This is a genomic window from Geomonas sp. RF6 (assembly GCF_021044625.1).
Classification (GTDB): Bacteria; Desulfobacterota; Desulfuromonadia; order Geobacterales; family Geobacteraceae; genus RF6.
The window spans coordinates 3,155,522-3,171,866 of sequence record NZ_CP087999.1 but is presented as its reverse complement, the minus strand read 5'-3'; the positions used below and the strand labels follow the sequence as shown (position 1 = coordinate 3,171,866).

General features: G+C 63.8%; 11 protein-coding genes. 8 read left to right on the top strand and 3 right to left on the bottom strand.

Annotated elements, in window-relative coordinates:
- The first annotated feature begins 104 nt into the window (after window positions 1–104).
- From LPW11_RS13670 to LPW11_RS13660, 3 genes are all read left to right on the top strand, one after another.
- Window positions 105–5,357, top strand: a complete 5,253-nt coding sequence (locus LPW11_RS13670) for a trifunctional serine/threonine-protein kinase/ATP-binding protein/sensor histidine kinase (RefSeq protein WP_230994429.1) — start codon at window positions 105–107, stop codon at window positions 5,355–5,357.
- Window positions 5,354–7,189 carry an ATP-binding protein gene (locus LPW11_RS13665; RefSeq protein WP_230994428.1) on the top strand — a complete coding sequence of 612 codons (1,836 nt, stop codon included), beginning with the start codon at window positions 5,354–5,356 and terminating at the stop codon, window positions 7,187–7,189. The genes LPW11_RS13670 and LPW11_RS13665 overlap by 4 nt, the downstream gene beginning before the upstream one ends.
- 150 nt (window positions 7,190–7,339) lie before the next feature.
- Window positions 7,340–8,488 (top strand): sensor histidine kinase, encoded by a 1,149-nt coding sequence (locus LPW11_RS13660; protein ID WP_230994427.1) that lies wholly within the window; start codon window positions 7,340–7,342, stop codon window positions 8,486–8,488.
- Between the two features lie 450 nt (window positions 8,489–8,938).
- Here the strand turns inward: LPW11_RS13660 and LPW11_RS13655 are convergent, their stop codons facing one another.
- Window positions 8,939–9,529, bottom strand: a complete 591-nt coding sequence (locus LPW11_RS13655; protein ID WP_230994426.1) for a fibronectin type III domain-containing protein — start codon at window positions 9,527–9,529, stop codon at window positions 8,939–8,941.
- Window positions 9,530–9,726: 197 nt separating this feature from the next.
- Here LPW11_RS13655 and LPW11_RS13650 point away from each other — a divergent pair, with 197 nt between their 5' ends.
- Window positions 9,727–10,629: a protoglobin domain-containing protein gene (locus LPW11_RS13650; RefSeq protein ID WP_230994425.1), complete on the top strand. Its 903-nt coding sequence runs from the start codon at window positions 9,727–9,729 to the stop codon at window positions 10,627–10,629.
- Window positions 10,630–11,649, top strand: coding sequence for a serine hydrolase domain-containing protein (locus tag LPW11_RS13645; RefSeq protein ID WP_230994424.1), 1,020 nt, complete (start codon window positions 10,630–10,632; stop codon window positions 11,647–11,649).
- 118 nt (window positions 11,650–11,767) lie between these two features.
- On the opposite strand, the gene LPW11_RS13640 is transcribed toward LPW11_RS13645, so the two are convergent.
- Entirely contained in the window at window positions 11,768–12,406 is a 639-nt protein-coding gene (locus LPW11_RS13640) for a response regulator (RefSeq protein WP_230994423.1), read from the bottom strand.
- Complete coding sequence (locus tag LPW11_RS13635) at window positions 12,378–14,138, bottom strand: sensor histidine kinase (protein ID WP_230994422.1); 1,761 nt, start codon at window positions 14,136–14,138, stop codon at window positions 12,378–12,380. The genes LPW11_RS13640 and LPW11_RS13635 overlap by 29 nt, the downstream gene beginning before the upstream one ends.
- Before the next feature lie 425 nt (window positions 14,139–14,563).
- On the opposite strand from LPW11_RS13635, the gene LPW11_RS13630 reads away from it, so the two are divergent.
- From LPW11_RS13630 to LPW11_RS13620, 3 genes are all read left to right on the top strand, one after another.
- Window positions 14,564–15,190 carry a cytochrome c3 family protein gene (locus LPW11_RS13630; RefSeq protein WP_230994421.1) on the top strand — a complete coding sequence of 209 codons (627 nt, stop codon included), beginning with the start codon at window positions 14,564–14,566 and terminating at the stop codon, window positions 15,188–15,190.
- Window positions 15,191–15,221: 31 nt separating this feature from the next.
- Window positions 15,222–15,623: a transposase family protein gene (locus LPW11_RS13625; protein WP_230994420.1), complete on the top strand. Its 402-nt coding sequence runs from the start codon at window positions 15,222–15,224 to the stop codon at window positions 15,621–15,623.
- Between the two features lie 73 nt (window positions 15,624–15,696).
- Window positions 15,697–16,326, top strand: a complete 630-nt coding sequence (locus tag LPW11_RS13620; RefSeq protein ID WP_230994419.1) for a sigma-70 family RNA polymerase sigma factor — start codon at window positions 15,697–15,699, stop codon at window positions 16,324–16,326.
- Window positions 16,327–16,345: the final 19 nt, after the last annotated feature.

Below are 16,345 nucleotides of genomic sequence, written 5' to 3'. Positions count from 1 at the left end.
GACCTTTCCAGCCGATACCTCAGCTGATGGAGCATCCCGGGTCGCGCAAGCGCTGAAACTCCCCGCCCTCTCCCTCCCGGCACAAACCGCCACAGGAAGCTACTTTGACTGCAATTTGCAAAAATCGTTGGGTGATGGGCCTTCCCCAGTGGGCGGCGGACGAGGTCCTGTACCATTGCGCGCTTACGCGGGTCTTTCGCCGCAAGCTCCCCGGGGGGGGGAGCGTCATCTGCAAGGAGCTCCTCGGGCCGAACGCCGACATCCGCTTTCACCACGAGAGGGGAATCCTGGAGCGCCTCTCAGGGATCGCGGGAGTGCCACGACTGGTACAGGGGGCATTCCCCCCCTCTACCATCGCCATGGAGGATAGCGGCGCCCTCCCCCTCCACGAAGTCACCCCGCAGCGCGGTGGGGAGATGGCGGCGCTGGTGCGGCTTTTCCTGCAGACAGCGGCGGTCCTCGCCGACATCCATGGCGCAGGTGTGGCGCACAAGAATCTGAACCCCGACAACGTCCTCTTCTCCCGCAGGGACGATTCCCCTGTGGTCATCGATTTCAGCCTCGCCACCACCTTCGCCGAGGAGCGCCCCGTCTTCGTGCACCACCGCGAGATCGCCGGCACCCTCCCCTACCTGGCACCGGAGCAGACCGGCCGCACCGGCCGCACCGTCGACCAGCGCGCCGACCTCTACGGCCTCGGGGCCACCTTTTATCACCTCCTCGTGGGACGCCCCCCTTTCGAAGGGAGCGACCCGCTGCAACTGATCCACGACATCCTGGCGCGCCCCCCCGTCCCCCCCGCGCAGATCGTCCCCTCCGTCCCGCCCCCCCTCTCCCGGATCGTGATGCGACTTCTGGAGAAGGAGCCGGACCTGCGCTACCAGAGTGCCGCCGGGCTCAAGCACGATCTCTCCCGGCTCCTGCAGGAGGTGATGAGCGGAGGGGAGACCTCCCTTTCGCTGGGGGAGCACGACTTCTGCATCAGGCTTTCGCCGCCGTCGCGGCTGATCGGGCGGGAGAGGGAGATCTCGGCGCTGCGAAAGGCACTGGCCGTGGCGTTGCAGGGGCCGGGGGCCGCCGTCCTCGTCTCCGGCGCCCCCGGAGTCGGGAAGAGCGCGCTGGTGAACGAATTGCGCCTCATGGTGGCGCAGGCGCACGGCTGGTTCGTCAGCGGCAGGTTTGAGGCGCAGCGGCACGACCCCGCCTCCAGCGCCAACGTGCAGGCGCTGCGCGCCCTGGGACGCCTCCTCCTGGCGGAGCCGGAGGCGGAGCTCTCCTTCCACCGCGAGCGACTGCTGCGTCGGCTCGGCCCGAGCGCCGCACTTCTCAGCGCCTCCCTTCCCGAATTCGCCACCATCCTCGGGGTAACGCCGGAGCAGGTCTCCGGGGATGCGGTGAAGACGCAAGCGAGGCTCCACGTGGCAGGGCTCGATCTTTTGTGCTCCATCGTTTCGCAGCGCCCGGTGGTGGTCTTTCTCGACGACCTTCAGTGCGCTCCCCAGCATGCCATCGACTTCATCGACAGCATCCTCGCCTCGGGGCTCCCTCCTGGCCTTCTCCTCGTGGGGAGCCACCGCGACGGGGAGCCCGCCTCGGCCCCTCTGGCCTCCGCACTGAAGCGCTGGAGGGGGCAGGAGTCGGTGACGCTCAGGCTGCGTCTCGGAAGCCTCCCCCACGAGGACCTCGCCCTCATGATAGAGGAGATGCTGCGCCTCCAAGGGGGCGAGGGGGCCTCACTGGCGCAAGCGGTCGCCACGAAGACGGAGGGTAACCCGGGGGACACGGTGGAGCTTCTGAACTCCCTGCGCAGCGACGGGATCCTGAAACTCCGGGAGCAGGGGTGGGGGTGGGAGGACGAGGCGGTCAGGGGATATCTCACCCGCACCGTGGTCACGGAGATCCCGGCGCTACGCCTGGCAGCACTTCCCCCCCGCATCAGAGATCTCCTGCGTGGGCTCTCCTGCCTCGGGGGGGAGGTCATGCTCCCCGCGCTCGCGCAGACGATCTCGCTACCTGTGCAGGAGCTGGAGGAGGATCTTGCCGCCGCCCTGACGGAAAATGTGCTGGTACTGGAGCAAAACGGCGCGCCAGGGGAGGCGCGGGTAGGCTTCCGGGACGATCGGGTGCGGCAGGGGGTGTATCGTGGCATCCCGCCGCAGGACAGAACACTCCTTCACCTCTCTGCTGCACGCCGCCTTTCCGAGTGTGCGTCCTTCCGGCTGCTGGCAGCGGAGCAGTACCTCCGGTCGCTCGAGCTGCTCGACGACCCCGGGGAGATGAGGCGGGTCGTCGCACTTTTCCGCGAAGGGGCCGGATCGGCGCGCGCGGTGGCCAATCACCAGGCGGCGGAGCGCTTCCTCGGCGCCGCGCTGAAGCTCGCCTCTGCGGGGCTCCCTGAGGACCCGCTCGTCCCCCTCCTGGAAAGGGAGTGGCATGCAGCGCTCTATAGCCTCGGCCGCTTCGAGGACGCGGAGCGTCTGTACCAGGCGATCGAGGAAAAGGCGAAAGAGCCGGGGGAGTTCCTGGAGGCAGCCTGCATCCAGATAAAGAGCCTCACCGACCGGGGGAGGCCCCAGGAGGCGGTGGCGCTGGGGCTCGATCTACTGGAGCGGATGGGGGTTTCACTGCCGCATCGCCTCGATGAGAGTCTGCAGGAGGCGCTCCCTGCCTGGTGCGAATTCACCGCCGCCTTCTGTGCGCGACGGGAGATGGAGCGCGTCGAGGTGGAGGACGAAAAGGTCCTCGCGGTTGCCCGTCTCCTGCATCGGCTCGTCCTCCCGACCTTCTTCTGCGCCCCCGCCGTGAGCACCTGGATCGTGCTGGAGTGCCAGCGCCTCTGGGCGCAGCACGGGCCGTGCGCCCCGCTCATCTCAGGGTTCAGCGGCTTTCCGTACGTGGGGATGCAGCTCGCCGGCGACTACGTCTCCGGCGCACGCGCGGCGCAGCAGGCGCTCCTCGTCGGGGACGCCCGCGGCTACGAACCGGAGACATCCTGGGTACGGCACTCTTTCGCCCTTTTTGCCTCCCACTGGATGAACCCCCTGGAGGAGAGCGGGGCGCAGGCGGAGAAAGCGCGCCGGGGTCTGCTCCACGCGGGAGAGATGCAGCTCGCGGCGTTTACCTACAACACGACCCTCGCCTCCTTCCTGGATACCGCAAAGCTGGAGGATTTCGGCCAGGAACTCGACGCCGCCCTCTCCTTTGCGCTGCGCAACGGCATCGAGAACTCCGCCTCATCCTTGCAGACGTACGGGAGGCTCCTCCTCACCGTGCAGGGGGGACCGGAATCGGCGGGCGCCTTCGGGGACCCCTCCTTCGACGAGGCGGCGCACCTCGCAGCGCTGCAGAGGAACCCGAAGGGGGTGGCGATGTACCACGTCCACCGGGCGCTCGCCGCCGCCCTCTTCGGAGACGCCACCGCCCTGTGCCGCCATGCAGCGGCGGCACTACCGACCCTCCCCTTCATCCAGGGGATGTACCCGACGGCGCTGGCGCACCTGCTGCACTCCCTCTCCCTCGCCTGCCTTCTGAAAAGAAGCGAGGGGAGGGAGCGGGATGCGCTCCTTTCGCAGGCAACCGAGGCGAATCGGTGGCTTCTCCTGCGTGCCGCGGACGCGCCGGAGAACTTCCAGCACCTCGCCCACCTGGTGGAGGCGGAATGCGCCTGGGCCATCGGTGCGCGGGAAGAGGGGGCCCGCCTTTTCGACAGGGCGCTCGCCACCGCGGAAGAGATGGAGCGCCCCTGGCACCGCGCCCTCATCACGGAGCGCGCCGCTCTCTTCTACGACGACTGCGGACGCCCGGCCCTGGCCCGCCGTCTCCTCGCGGAGGCTCGCGACCTGTACCACAGTTGGGGCGCCGCGGCAAAAGTACTGCAGCTGGAAAAAGCGCACCCCTCCCTGCGCATGGCGCGGCGGGAGCGGGAGCGCAGAGCCGGCAACGGCCCCTTCTCCGTCTCCAGCGATTCCGTCGACCTCCTCGCCATCCTGCGTGCCTCCCAGGCGCTCAGCTCGGAGACGAACCTGGAGCGGCTGAAGGCGCGGGTGGTCCAGCAGCTTTGCGCCCTCACCGGGGCAGGCTCCGTCCACCTCGTCGTCTGGTCCGAGGATTCGGCACGCTGGCTCCTGCTCGATACCAGCGGAGGGGCCTCTGCCCCTCTCCCGGTGGACGAGGCGGGGGCTGCCGGGCTCCTGCCGCTTTCGGCGGTGCGCTACGTGGAGCGCACCCTGAAGCCTCTCCTCGTGGAGGACGCGCCGCACGACGAGCGCTTCTGCAGCGACCCTTTTCTCCAGGGGGTGGATCATTGCTCACTCATGCTGGTGCCGATCCTGAACCAGGGGGTGCGGCGCGCCATACTGATCCTGGAAAACCGCCTCACCAGCGGGGCGTTCAGCTGCGAGCGCCTCGACGCGGTGCAGCTCATGGCGGGACAGCTTGCGGTTTCCCTGGAGAACGCCCTTTTGTACGAGAAGCTGGAGGAGCGGGTCGTGGAGCGCACCCGGGAGCTGCAGGAGGCGCAAAGCAAGCTTGTGGCGACCGCCCGTCAGGCGGGGATGGCGGAGGTGGCGACAAACGTGCTGCACAACGTGGGGAACGTCCTAAACAGCGTGAACGTCTCTGCGGGGCTTCTCACCGAGTCGTTGCGCGACTCGAAGGTCGGGGGGCTCGCCAAGGCGGTGCGCCTCATGGAGAGCCGCGCCGACGACCTCGGAGCCTTCTTCACCCTCGACGACAAAGGGAAGCGTCTGCCGAAATACCTGGCAAAGCTCGCGGAGTCGCTGGAGGGGGAGCACCGGGAGATCCTCGCGGAGCTGAGCAGGCTGTGCGGCAGCATCGATCACATAAAGACGATCGTGGCGACGCAGCAGTCGTACGCAGGGACGTGCGGCGTGAAGGAGCCGGTGCGCCTGTCCGAACTTCTGGAGGATGCCCTGCGCATGAACGCGGAGTCCTTCAGGCGCTACGACGTGACGGTGGTGAAGGAATGGGAAGAGGGACCGGAGCTCCCTCTGGACCGCGGGCGCATGCTGCAGATACTGGTGAACCTGATCAGCAATGCCAACCATGCCATGGCGGCGACTGAGGGGGCGCGCATCCTTACGCTCGGCGTGGAGCTCCTCGACGGGCGGCTGCGGATCACGGTGCGCGATGCAGGGGAAGGGATAACGAGTGAGAACCTCTCCCGCATCTTCAACCACGGCTTCACCACCAGGAAAGGGGGGCACGGCTTCGGGCTGCACAGCTGCGCCCTCGCTGCAAAGGAGATGGGAGGAACATTGATGGCGGCAAGTGACGGTCTCCGGAAGGGAGCCTGTTTCACCCTCGATCTTCCGGTCGAGACGGGGAGCAAAGGATGAAAATGGCGGAGAACAGGCGGGTCCTGGTGATAGACGATACGCCCGCGATCCACGAAGACTTCCGGCGGATACTCGCCCCGGTGGCAAAGGTTACGGAGCTCGACGAGCTTGAGGCGGAGCTTTTCGACGAGGAGATAGAGGAGCTTCCCGGGGGATTCGAGATGGAGTCCGCGTACCAGGGGCAGGAGGGGTTGGCGAAGGTGCAGGCGCGCCTCCAGGAGGGCTCCCCCTACGCCGTGGCCTTCGTGGACGTGCGCATGCCCCCCGGATGGGACGGCGTGGAGACGGTGGAGCGGATCTGGGAGGTAGACCCGCGGATCCAGATCGTCATCTGCACGGCGTACTCCGACTACTCCTGGAGGGAGCTCTCGAAGCGGCTGGAAATACGGGACCGCCTGCTGATCCTCAAAAAGCCGTTCGACGCCATGGAGGTCTATCAGCTGGCGAACGCGCTGACCTCTAAGTGGGAGCTGTCGCGTCAGGCGGAGTTGAAGGTGGAGAGCCTCGAGGAGGGGGTATCGGCCCGCACCGCCGAGCTTGCCGCCGCAAACCAGGCGCTGCAGGCGCGCACCGCGGAGCTCGCCGCCACCAACGACGCCCTTGAGGGGCGCACCCGCCAGCTCGCCCTGGCAAACAAGGCGCTCACGGTCGACATCGCGCGTCGCCAGGCTGCTGAAGAGGAGGCCCTGAACGCCCGCCAGCGCGTCGAGGACATAGTGGAGTTTCTTCCCGATCCCACCTTCGTGGTGGACAAGGAGAAGCGGGTCATCGCCTGGAACAGGGCCCTGGAGGAGCTCACCGGGGTGGGAAAGGAGGAGATGCTCGGCCGCGGCGACCACGCCTACGCCGTCCCCTTCTACGGCGTCACCCGGATGCTCCTCATCGACATGCTGCAGGACGGTGGAAAGCTCGACACCTTCTACAGCGGGGTCGATAGGAAGGGGCAGACGATCTGCACGGAGGTGAAGCTCGTGCTGGGGGGAAAGGAGCGCCTCGTCTGGAGTGCCGCGGCGCCCTTCTTCGATCTGCACGGGGAGCTTGTGGGGGGGATCCAGACGATGCGGGAGATCACGGAGCTTCGGCGCTCCGAACAGGAGCGATCGAAGCTGGAGGCCCGGCTCGAGCACGCAAACCTCGTGCAGTCCCTGGTGGTGAAGCTGAACCACGACCTGCGGACACCGATCACCCCGCTCTTCGCCCTCCTCCCGATCGTGAAGGAGAGGACGCATGATGACGCCCTGAAGAGGATGCTGGAGGTGTGCGAAAAGAGCGCGGAGCAGATTCTCGCCCTCACCACCAACTCCACAGCACTGGTCCGCCCGCGCGGCCGCCGCGGCGAGCTCACCGCGGTTCCCCTCGCTGCCGTGGCGAGAGAGCGGCTGCAGAAGAATGCCGGGCTCTTCACCCAGCTGGGGGTAGAGTGCGACTGCAGCGGGATAAGCGAGGAGCTCGCGGTGCTGGGCGCTCTCGACCAGCTCTCCCTCCTCTTTGACAACCTCCTCTCCAACGCCGCCCGCTACGCGCGCAGGAACGGAAAGGTGCGCATCTGGGTCCTGAACGCCGCGGGGATGGTGACCGTAGCTGTGCAGGACGACGGCGCCGGACTCGCGCCGGAGGAGTGCGAAAAGATCTTCCACGAGGCGGACCCGACCCGGGAGTCGAAAAGCGGCGAGGGGCTGGGGCTTTCTCTGTGCAAGAGGATCGTGCTCAACCACGAGGGGAGCATCTGGGCGGAAAGCCCGGGGCCGGACCAGGGAACGACGATCTACTTTACCCTGAAGGAGGCGCGCCAGGAGTCGCCAGAGGAAGCTCCACCCTCAGCCGTGCCGTGACGTTCGACGGCGACTCGTCCCGCGGCCGCAGATTTCAAAACAACTTTTAATAACCGCCCGCTTATGCTATGACTGATTCAGTCTATAGGGGGACCACCGGCGCGAACGGTGGGAGCAGCCAAACGCCCTAAGGCTCTGAAGAGGCGTGCCATGAAAGAGCACCGCAACGGCGAGAGATTGGAGAGCTATTTCGCACCGGCGGAAAGGAAGGGAAAGAGCGAACTGGAACGGGACATAGCGATCATCACCGCCAGCCCCGTCATCGGCGCGATCATGACCGTGGCGAGCGGGCTCTTGGCGGTCCTGAACGAGCAGCGGCAGGTCGTAGCCCTCAACAACGCCTTCCTGCAGCAGATCGGTATTGAAGACGCCGCCGAGTCGCTGGGACTGAGGCTCGGCGAGGCCCTGAAATGCAGGCACGCCTGCGAGATGGAGGGTGGATGCGGCACCTCGGAGTACTGCTCCACCTGCGGCGCGGTCATTGCGACCGTTGCCGCGCTCGATACCGGCCTTCCCCAGGAGAGGACATGCGCCCTGGCGCTGGAGAAGGAGGGGTGGCAGGGTGCCATCTACTTCAGCGTCAGAACCTACCCGCTCGAGCTCGAACGGCAGAAGTATCTCCTCCTCTTCATGCAGGACATCACCATGCAGCAGCACCGGGCCTGCCTCGACCGCACCTTTTTTCACGACATCAACAACATGCTGTGCGGTCTGATCGGGAAGAGCAGGGTGTCGGCAACGCAGGTGGTGGCAAAGGAAAGGATGGAGGACATCCAGCACCTGGTGAAGCGCATCGCGCAGGAGATCGCGATCCACAACTCCCTGCAGAAATCGCTCGACGCCTCCTACAGGCCGATCTATGCGCAGGTGACGGCAAACTCCCTGCTGAACGAGATCGAGAGGCTCTTCGACGGACACGATCTGGCGGCGAGGAAGAAGCTGGTAGTCGAGTACGCGTCGCCAGAGCTCCTTTTCACCACCGACTTTCACCTCACCAGCAGGGTGATCATCAACATGGTGACCAATGCGCTGGAGGCGACCGCCGATGGTGGGGAGGTGGTGCTGAGCTGCCGCGAGGAGGAGGGTGCGGTGACGTTCCGGGTCCGCAACCCGGGGGAGATTCCGGCGGATGTGGCGCGCAGGATCTTCCAGCTCAACTTCAGCACGAAGGCGACCATCGGTCGGGGGTTTGGCACCTACTCCATGAAGCTGTTCGGGGAGCAGATCCTGGGAGGGAAGGTGTCCTTCGACTCGACTTCCCGCGGAACGACCTTCAGCCTGGCCCTCCCCGCGCGGTAACGGGTACAGCCAGGTACCGAATGAAAAAGGGCCTCCAGAAATGGGGGCCCTTTTTTTGGTCTTCCTCTCTTAACGGGAGGGGTAAAGCCTTGCTCTACTAGAGCAAATCCCTCCTGTCCCCCCTTCGCAAAGGTTCATCCGGGAATTCCGGGAATTCAGCCCGGTCGCTTCCGTTGACGTGAGGGGGCACTAGTAGCGCCGCGCTGGAGCACAGGCTTCCCAGCCTGTACCGCGGCGCCAGCCGCGCGGTCTGTGGCGGCTGCGCCGCCATCGCAGGCAAGATGCCTACGCTCCAGCGTGGGGGCACCCGGATTCTTTGTAGCGCGTTCCACAGAATTCCCGGAAGAACCTTCGCAAAGGGGGGGACGCGAGGTCTCGTGCGGTGCTTCGAGGGAGCATACTCACAGCCCCCCGGCCACTTCCGGAAGGCATTCTTTTACGTCCGTCGTCTTACCTCAAGCCGACGCACCTTCGGAGGATCGATACGACGTCGCCGATGTCCACCGCCCCGTCCGGCTCGGGGGTGCCGTCGGCACCGGCGGGGGAGATGTCGTACTGCGACAGCTGGACAGGTGCCAGCGGCGAGGTGCCGACGACGTACTTCAGCGCGAGGAGCGCGTCCTGCAAAACGAATGTCGTCGGGGGGAGCGTTTCCACACTTCCCAGGAAGCTCTTCACCACCTCCTCGGAAAAGGGGCTCTCCTCGCCGGAGGTATTGTACGCCGTGACGGCAAAATAGTAGGTGGTGCCGGGGACAAGGTTGTATGCCAGGTAGTTCTGGCGGCTTCCGGCGTCAAAGCTCTCGTCATACTTCCCCGACGAGGTCCCGATATACACCCGGTACCCCGCGAGGTCGGATATCGGGGAGCCGTCCATGTTAACGGAGGGGGCTTCCCACGAGAGAGCCGCCTCGGCAGCCTCCGCCGTAGCGGGGCCGATTCCTACGGCGGCGACCGCAATGCAGGCTATGAGCACGGCTGCTGCAACAGCTCCGCGTGAGCCCGCCAGCGACGCTCTCCTGCCAGTCCTCCGATCGATCATGGTTCCTCCTCGTCACGGTCAGCCTTTTTCCGGACAGATCAGGTTCACACGCAAAAATGGTCGGCGGCAGTGTAGCACGGGTGACGGGAAATCTTCTGTGACAGGCGTCACAGTGAGAAAAGGATAATTGTGATCCGAATTGCAATGCGCGAGGCCTGCCCTATAATTGCCATCATTTTTCGTACCAGGAGGGCGTAATGCTCACAATGCAGGACATCAAAGGCCACTACCTCTTTAACGACGAGGACGCAGCTCTGCTGAAGGAACTTGCACCTCTCATGGCCGCCAATGCGGAAAGGATGGCGGACATCTTCTACGACTTTCTGCTGGGGATTCCGGCCAGCGCGGAATTCCTGCACGACGCCGCACTCTTGCAGCGGCTCAAGAGCTCCCACAGGGATTGGTTCTGCACCCTCTTTTCAGGCGGCTACGACAACCAATACCTGCACAAGTTGCAACGGATCGGGCTCGCCCATGTCCGCGTCGGGCTGAACGCCCACTACGTGAACGTGGCGATGAACGTCGTGCGCCGCTTCCTGATCGAGCTGCTGCAGGAGAACTACCCGGAGATCGAGGAGCGCCGCAAGTACCGCATCGCGGTGGAAAAGATCATCGACATCAATCTCGACATCATGAGCGCCTCCTACCAGGAGGAGGCCCTGAAGAAGGTATTCGTCTCGCACCGGCTGGAGTCGAAGCTCATCGGGGCGGCCGAGCGCTTCACATATGGCCTGAACCTCGTGCTGATCCTCGCTCTTGCGGGGGTATCGCTCTCGGTGGTGGGGCTCTTTATCTGGGACATCACCCATGTCTTTCGCGGCGACATAGAGAAAGGGATCCTGGGGGCGCTCGGCACCCTTCTCATCATCTGGATGATGATCGAGCTCATGGACAACGAGATCAAGAGCCTGAAAGGGGGGAAATTCAACATCCTTGTCTTCATCGGGGTGATCATCGTCGCCCTGATCCGCGAGATCCTGATCTCCACCTTGCGCCACGACCTCCTCTCCACCCAGGTCTTCCTCGCCGGGACCCTTCTGATTCTGGGGGTGGTCTATTTCCTGATCGCCAAGAGCCAGCAGTGCCGGGGATCGGTGTAGATGCTTCAGCAGCGTCTCGAGACCTTGATCCGACAGCGCTCACCCCGCGCCTGCGCCAGCGTGTCGCTCCGGCTAGCGGGGGCAGCGGGGCCGCACGCCTTCACCGCCGCGGCGGGGGTGCACGGTGGCGCCCCTCCCCTCTTCCTCGCCTACAGTTGCACGAAGACCGTTATCGCGGCCCTCGTCCTGCTGCTGTGCGAGAGCGGGCGCACCGCGCTGTCGGCACCCCTGGCCCGCTGGTTTCCCGCAGTACCCGAAGCTTCAGACATCACGCTGCGCCACCTGCTGAACCACACCTCCGGCCTGCCGGACTACGGGACGCTGGCCGCATACCATGAAGCGGTGCAGACCTCTCCGTCGACACCGTGGAGTGCCGCGGAGTTTGTGGAGAGGACGTTGGCGCAGGGGATGTTGTTCCGGCCGGGGGAAGGATGGAGCTATTCCAACACCGGGTACCTTCTGCTGAAGCGGATCGCGGAGATGGAAAATAACCGGAGCTTGCGCCTGCTGGTGCAGGAGAAGATATGCCGCCTCCTCGGACTGGGGCACACCTTTGTCGCGGAGACGGTCGCAGACCTCCAGGCGCTGCAGCCTGCCCGGTCGGATCTTGTGGCGATGGACAAGGGGGTCGACATCCGCACCGTCTATCACCCCGGCTGGGTCGCCCACGGCACGATGGCATCGACGCCGGCAGAGCTCGCGGCCCTCTTTGACGGACTCTTCTCTGGCGCGATCATCTCCCCCGCAATGCTGGCGGAGATGACCGTGCTGACACCGGTGCCAACCGCGCCCCCCAAATACGGGAATCCCTGCTATGGCCTCGGACTGATGGCTGATACCGCCTCGCCGTACGGCATGATCCTCGGACACAACGGCGGCGGCCCGGGGTATGAGGCAAGCGTCTTCCATGTCACCCGGGGCGGCAAGGCAGCAACTGCCTGTGCAATGTGCTCGTGTGAAAATAGCGGAGTCGCTGAGGGGCTGGTACGCGGCGCTTTCGCCGTGATGGCAGAAAGTTAGTGCGAAGACAACGGTAGCTGACGGGGGGCATGCTCTGCATCGCATCCCCTTCGCGCCGAGCCGGCACATGTAACTTCGGCAGGCTCAGCGCGAATGGAGGAGCGGGACAGGGCACCGCCTACACGAGACCTCTCTCCTGCGCGTGACGTAATAGAGCGACGCGCCCGTTCACCTTTACCTTTTCGTAGATGTTGTGCAGGTGGACCTTCACCGTCCCTTCACTGAGACAGAACTTTTCGGCGATCTCCTTGTTGCGCAGCCCACGGGAGACCAGACGCACGATGTCCAGCTCCCGGGGCGTAAGGTTCGCGCACGCCTCCGGAGGGGCATTTTCACGCTGCAGCATCCTCCCCAGCGCCTGCATTACCGAGGCATGCTCCACCCACTGCTCTCCGGCATAGACCTTCCGTATGCATTGCACCACAAGATGCGGCGTCATTTCCTTCAGGAGGAGGCCGTGTACCCCTATGCGCAGGGCCTCCAGGGTCTGCTCCTCTTCCAGCGCGGCGGTAAGGAGGACGACGCGGGGACAAAGCTTCTCCTCCAGGATCTGGCGCGCGGCGTCGAGCCCGTTCAGCTTTGGCATCCGGATGTCGAGAACCGCCACGTCCGGGCGATGCTCGCGAATGGCATCCATGGCCTCCACGCCGTTACTGCAGCAGGCCACTACCTCTAAATCCTCCTCCATCCTGAAAAGATTGGAGAGGCCGTTTAGCAGGAGGGGATGATCATCTGCCAGCACGATAGTAATAGACATTGGTTTCCTCCTGTTCATGGCTGTCCACGGAAGGAACTCCCGCCACAGACGCGTCGTTACAAGCCTCACCTTCGGGCAACGGAATGGCAATCTCGACCACAGCCCCTTCCGGGGAGGAATGGACGGTGATACCGCCACCGAGGGCGGTCGCCCGCTCCCGCAAGGAGACCGGTCCCTGCTTCATCTCCAAAAGTGCCGCCTCGTCCAAAGATCCTGCGAATGGAAATCCGCACCCATCGTCCGAGACCGTGATACGGGCCCGGTCCCTGCTGAAGTCGAGATGCAGGTGCAGCGCCGTGGCGCTCGCATGCCGCACCGCATTGAGGAGCGCCTCGTGGATCAGGAGGTAAATCTCCCGGTCCAGGGAGGCGGCACACTGCGGTATCACCGGGGGCGCCTCGATGACTACGGGAACGTTCCACTGACGTGTGATACGCTCGCCAAGTTCGTGCAAACGGGGGAGGAGATGGAACTCGACATGCGGTCTCTGCCACCCCCTGAAACGGGTAACCTGCGATCTCAGGTCCTTCTGCTCCGCCGCGGCCTGGTGCTGGACCTGCAGGATCAGCAGTCTCGCGGCGTCCGGATCGCCCTCCATGAGCCGATGCGCCCGCTCCAGATCCAGCACTACCCCCGCAAGGGACTGCAAGAGGCCGTCGTGCAGGTCACGGGCCATCGCGGCACGCTCATGCAAAACGGCATCCTCCTGCAGCTCTTTCTCCAGAAAGAAGGCATCGAGCAAGGCCGCCACCCTTGCGGCGACGACGTCACAGACAACGAGTCCGTGCGGAGAGGGCTTCTTGCTGTCCAGTGCCAGCAGGAAACCATGAGCCCTTTTCCCCTCCACCCGCGAGCCGAGTACGGCGCAGATGGAGTACCTCTCCCGCAGCTCCGCCGCGACCGGGGCGCCTCGTCCGTCACTGAATCCGTCGCGGCCGTGCTGCAGCAACGCGGGGTTGCGCTGCCCGGCATCGCTGCAGTAGAAGGTATTCATGCTCGTTGAGACCGGGATGAGGGTGGCCAGATCGGAGTACTCTCCACAGCTGTACTCGCACCCCTTTTGCGACCACAACACCGAGTGCATCCACGGCTCCTGATCATCCTCCACGAGAAGAAGGAGTCGGGGGGCATCCAGGACCGTCGCGGCATGCGGCAGTGTCCCGCAGCAAAGCTTCTCAAGACTTTCCGTGCGTGCGGCGGGCCACTCGGCGAGGAGGGAGAGGACCTTCAACAAGGAGTTCTCCTGATACTGGCGGTGGGCGAGCAAAGCAGTGATAGCGGCTACGCTGGCACACTGCATAAGCAAGCGCGGCAGGTCGTCCAGAAGCTCGATGCCGTTGAGGGAAAGGGCAAGGACTACGGCCATGGTGGCGAATGGGGCAGAGAATCGGAGGAGCGGCACTGCCAGCGACCAGCACATAAGAAGAAAGATGAAGAAAACGGAGGAAGTGGTGGTCATCCCCTCCGCCAGCAACAGGGCAGGTCCGAAGAAGAAGAGATCCACAAGGCGTGCAGCTGCGTTCAGCCGCTCCGGAAGGAAATACCTGCAATGCCCGATTCCCTGCAATGCAAGGGTGTAGATGACGAATCCTCCCAGCACGAGCGCCGAGAGTCCCGAGAGGCGAAACAAAAAGGACAGAATGAAGAGGACGGAGATGACGGTGCGCCCGGTGGCAACGAAATCATCCCGCTGTGCCTGCAAGAAATAGCGTATTCGTGCGCCTGTCGTCATGGCCCCCCCCTCGCAACACGCCAGGACCCCAGTGCCTGCCGCCGTGGAGTCACGGCATCGACGCGTAGGGCCTACCATCTACATGAGAATGTATCCATTGTGGTTGCTGTATCTATCTTTATAGATACTTCGTTACTTTTTTCAACACCCGATAATTTTTTTAACACCATTCCCCCCAATTTTTTTCCTCACCCAGCGACGCCCGATGCAGCGCTCTCGGCTATCCGCCCGCATTTTCGATGTTTCCGCCGTATCGCCCCATCCAACGAAAGGTATAGCAACAAACTACCCCAGGGAATATTTTCACCACGCCGACACCTGCTAAGTTGTAATCATTAACACGCGTCAATTTTACTGACACCGCGGCAGATTCACTCCAAACAGCCACAGGAAAACGGGACGATCGGCACTAAAAGGAGGGACTCATGAAGGTTACAACCGCAGTCTTCGCCTTCGCCATTGTCGCTTCATCATCCTTATCCGTTGCCGCCCTGGCTCCGGGAACCGGCTTGAGCGGCTCGGTCCACGACATGACCCGCTACACGAGCAGTGGACCGAGCCCGTGCCTTTACTGCCACAACGGACACAGCCTCGCCGGTACAGTCCGGACCGCCAGGACAGGGAGCGGTCCGGATGCGGCAGGGGATTCAGGGGACCCGGGACGCCTGTGCTCTACCTGCCACGACGGCATCGTGGCGAGCTACCCTCTGCAGCACCACCGCACCGGCCTTCCCTACCGCAATGAAGTGAAAAGCGGTGCGTGTGGCCCCAAGGCTGCCGCCGACGCGGGTGCGGCGGTCCCGTGCATGCTTCGGGATAAAGATTCATTTTTCGCCGGGACAGACGTCACCATTGCTGATCGCTTGTGGACCAGTCCGAGCAAAGGGGGAGCTATGATCATCACCTGCACCACCTGCCATGAAGTTCACAACAAGGGGAGCAGGGATGAGTCCGAAGGGAAAAACTATCTCCTTATTTCCTCAAAGAGAAACAGCGCGCTCTGCTTCTCATGCCATGTGGATGAAGGCGAGCAGACTCCTGAAAGGAAGTAACCGCTACAAGCTCTCTGTTGCGGAGGGGATCATGAAGCTGATACCGAAAGAGTCACACGCAGTCTTTGAATTCGCCTTATCGGTGCGCCCCCCATGGCAGCTCACCACGATGGCGATCAGCAAGGCGAACAGGCGCATCGACGTCGGCTTTCACTACAGCATCGGCAACGGCGAAACCTGCCCTTTCTGCGGGAAGGACCTGAGGGACGTGTTCTTTTCTTCGACAAAGAGGTGGACGCACCTCAACTTCTTTCAGTACGAGACCCACATGAGCGCGTCCATTCCCGTATTCCGGTGCAGCAATAAGGGGTGCATCGCCAGCGTGGAGCGGGAGGCGATTCTCAACACGATATTCCTGGACGTCCTCCTCATGGTTTCACCTTTCGATTCCAATTACGCCCTCGGGCTGATGCTGACACAGCACTTGAAGTAGCAGGAGAGAGCCAGATGCCAAAACCGCTGGAGAGCGCCGCATCGGTGATACCAATGGCGTCGAGGAGGAGACGATGAAGAGATATGCTCCTGTCCCTGTACCTGGAGAGGTCGACTCACCTCTCCCTTTTACCGGTCGAGCCGACGGTCCGGTCGGCGTTGCACGGCCCCAGGGGCAAGACCTGCTGCCTCCTTCACCGCAGAAGGTGGCGCAGTTGCGCTCGCAACAAACGACCGTACCGGAGACAATGGCGATCCTGGAGAGGGCGCTTTCGCGCCTGGAGCGGCTAACGGGGCGGCACCCGGCGATGGAGGAAGTCGCGAGGAATCTGGGACTCGAACTGGAAGAATACCTGTTCGTGCTGGAGGAAGTGTACCCGGTGCCTTTGCTCACTTCCGTCGGCGCTCCGGGGGGCAGCGCGGACCCGCAAGCAGGAGGATTCGAGATGCAGGGGGGAGAGAATTTTGACAGCTTCCTGCTGGACACCTTTCTGATAGAGACCCTCGCGAAGGCGATTTCCGACCTGCCGGAAAAGGAGGGCCTTGTGGTGACGCTGCGCCATTACGAGAAGCTGACATCTCACCAAATCAGCGACGCACTGAACCTCCCGGAATCGACGGTGCACCAGCTGCACAGCCAGGCCATGATCCGGATGAGGGTGCAGGTAGCTGAGACGCCGTACCAGGGCCGATACGTGGCATGACACCTTTTACCGACGATTC

What these genes read in the sequence shown, in the direction of transcription:
- LPW11_RS13665 (WP_230994428.1), top strand. Translation starts at nt 5,354, where the DNA reads ATGAAAATGGCGGAGAACAGGCGGGTCCTGGTGATAGACGATACGCCC.
- LPW11_RS13660 (WP_230994427.1), top strand. Translation starts at nt 7,340, where the DNA reads ATGAAAGAGCACCGCAACGGCGAGAGATTGGAGAGCTATTTCGCACCG.
- LPW11_RS13655 (WP_230994426.1), bottom strand. Translation starts at nt 9,529, where the DNA reads ATGATCGATCGGAGGACTGGCAGGAGAGCGTCGCTGGCGGGCTCACGC.
- LPW11_RS13650 (WP_230994425.1), top strand. Translation starts at nt 9,727, where the DNA reads ATGCTCACAATGCAGGACATCAAAGGCCACTACCTCTTTAACGACGAG.
- LPW11_RS13645 (WP_230994424.1), top strand. Translation starts at nt 10,630, where the DNA reads ATGCTTCAGCAGCGTCTCGAGACCTTGATCCGACAGCGCTCACCCCGC.
- LPW11_RS13640 (WP_230994423.1), bottom strand. Translation starts at nt 12,406, where the DNA reads ATGTCTATTACTATCGTGCTGGCAGATGATCATCCCCTCCTGCTAAAC.
- LPW11_RS13635 (WP_230994422.1), bottom strand. Translation starts at nt 14,138, where the DNA reads ATGACGACAGGCGCACGAATACGCTATTTCTTGCAGGCACAGCGGGAT.
- LPW11_RS13630 (WP_230994421.1), top strand. Translation starts at nt 14,564, where the DNA reads ATGAAGGTTACAACCGCAGTCTTCGCCTTCGCCATTGTCGCTTCATCA.
- LPW11_RS13625 (WP_230994420.1), top strand. Translation starts at nt 15,222, where the DNA reads ATGAAGCTGATACCGAAAGAGTCACACGCAGTCTTTGAATTCGCCTTA.
- LPW11_RS13620 (WP_230994419.1), top strand. Translation starts at nt 15,697, where the DNA reads ATGAAGAGATATGCTCCTGTCCCTGTACCTGGAGAGGTCGACTCACCT.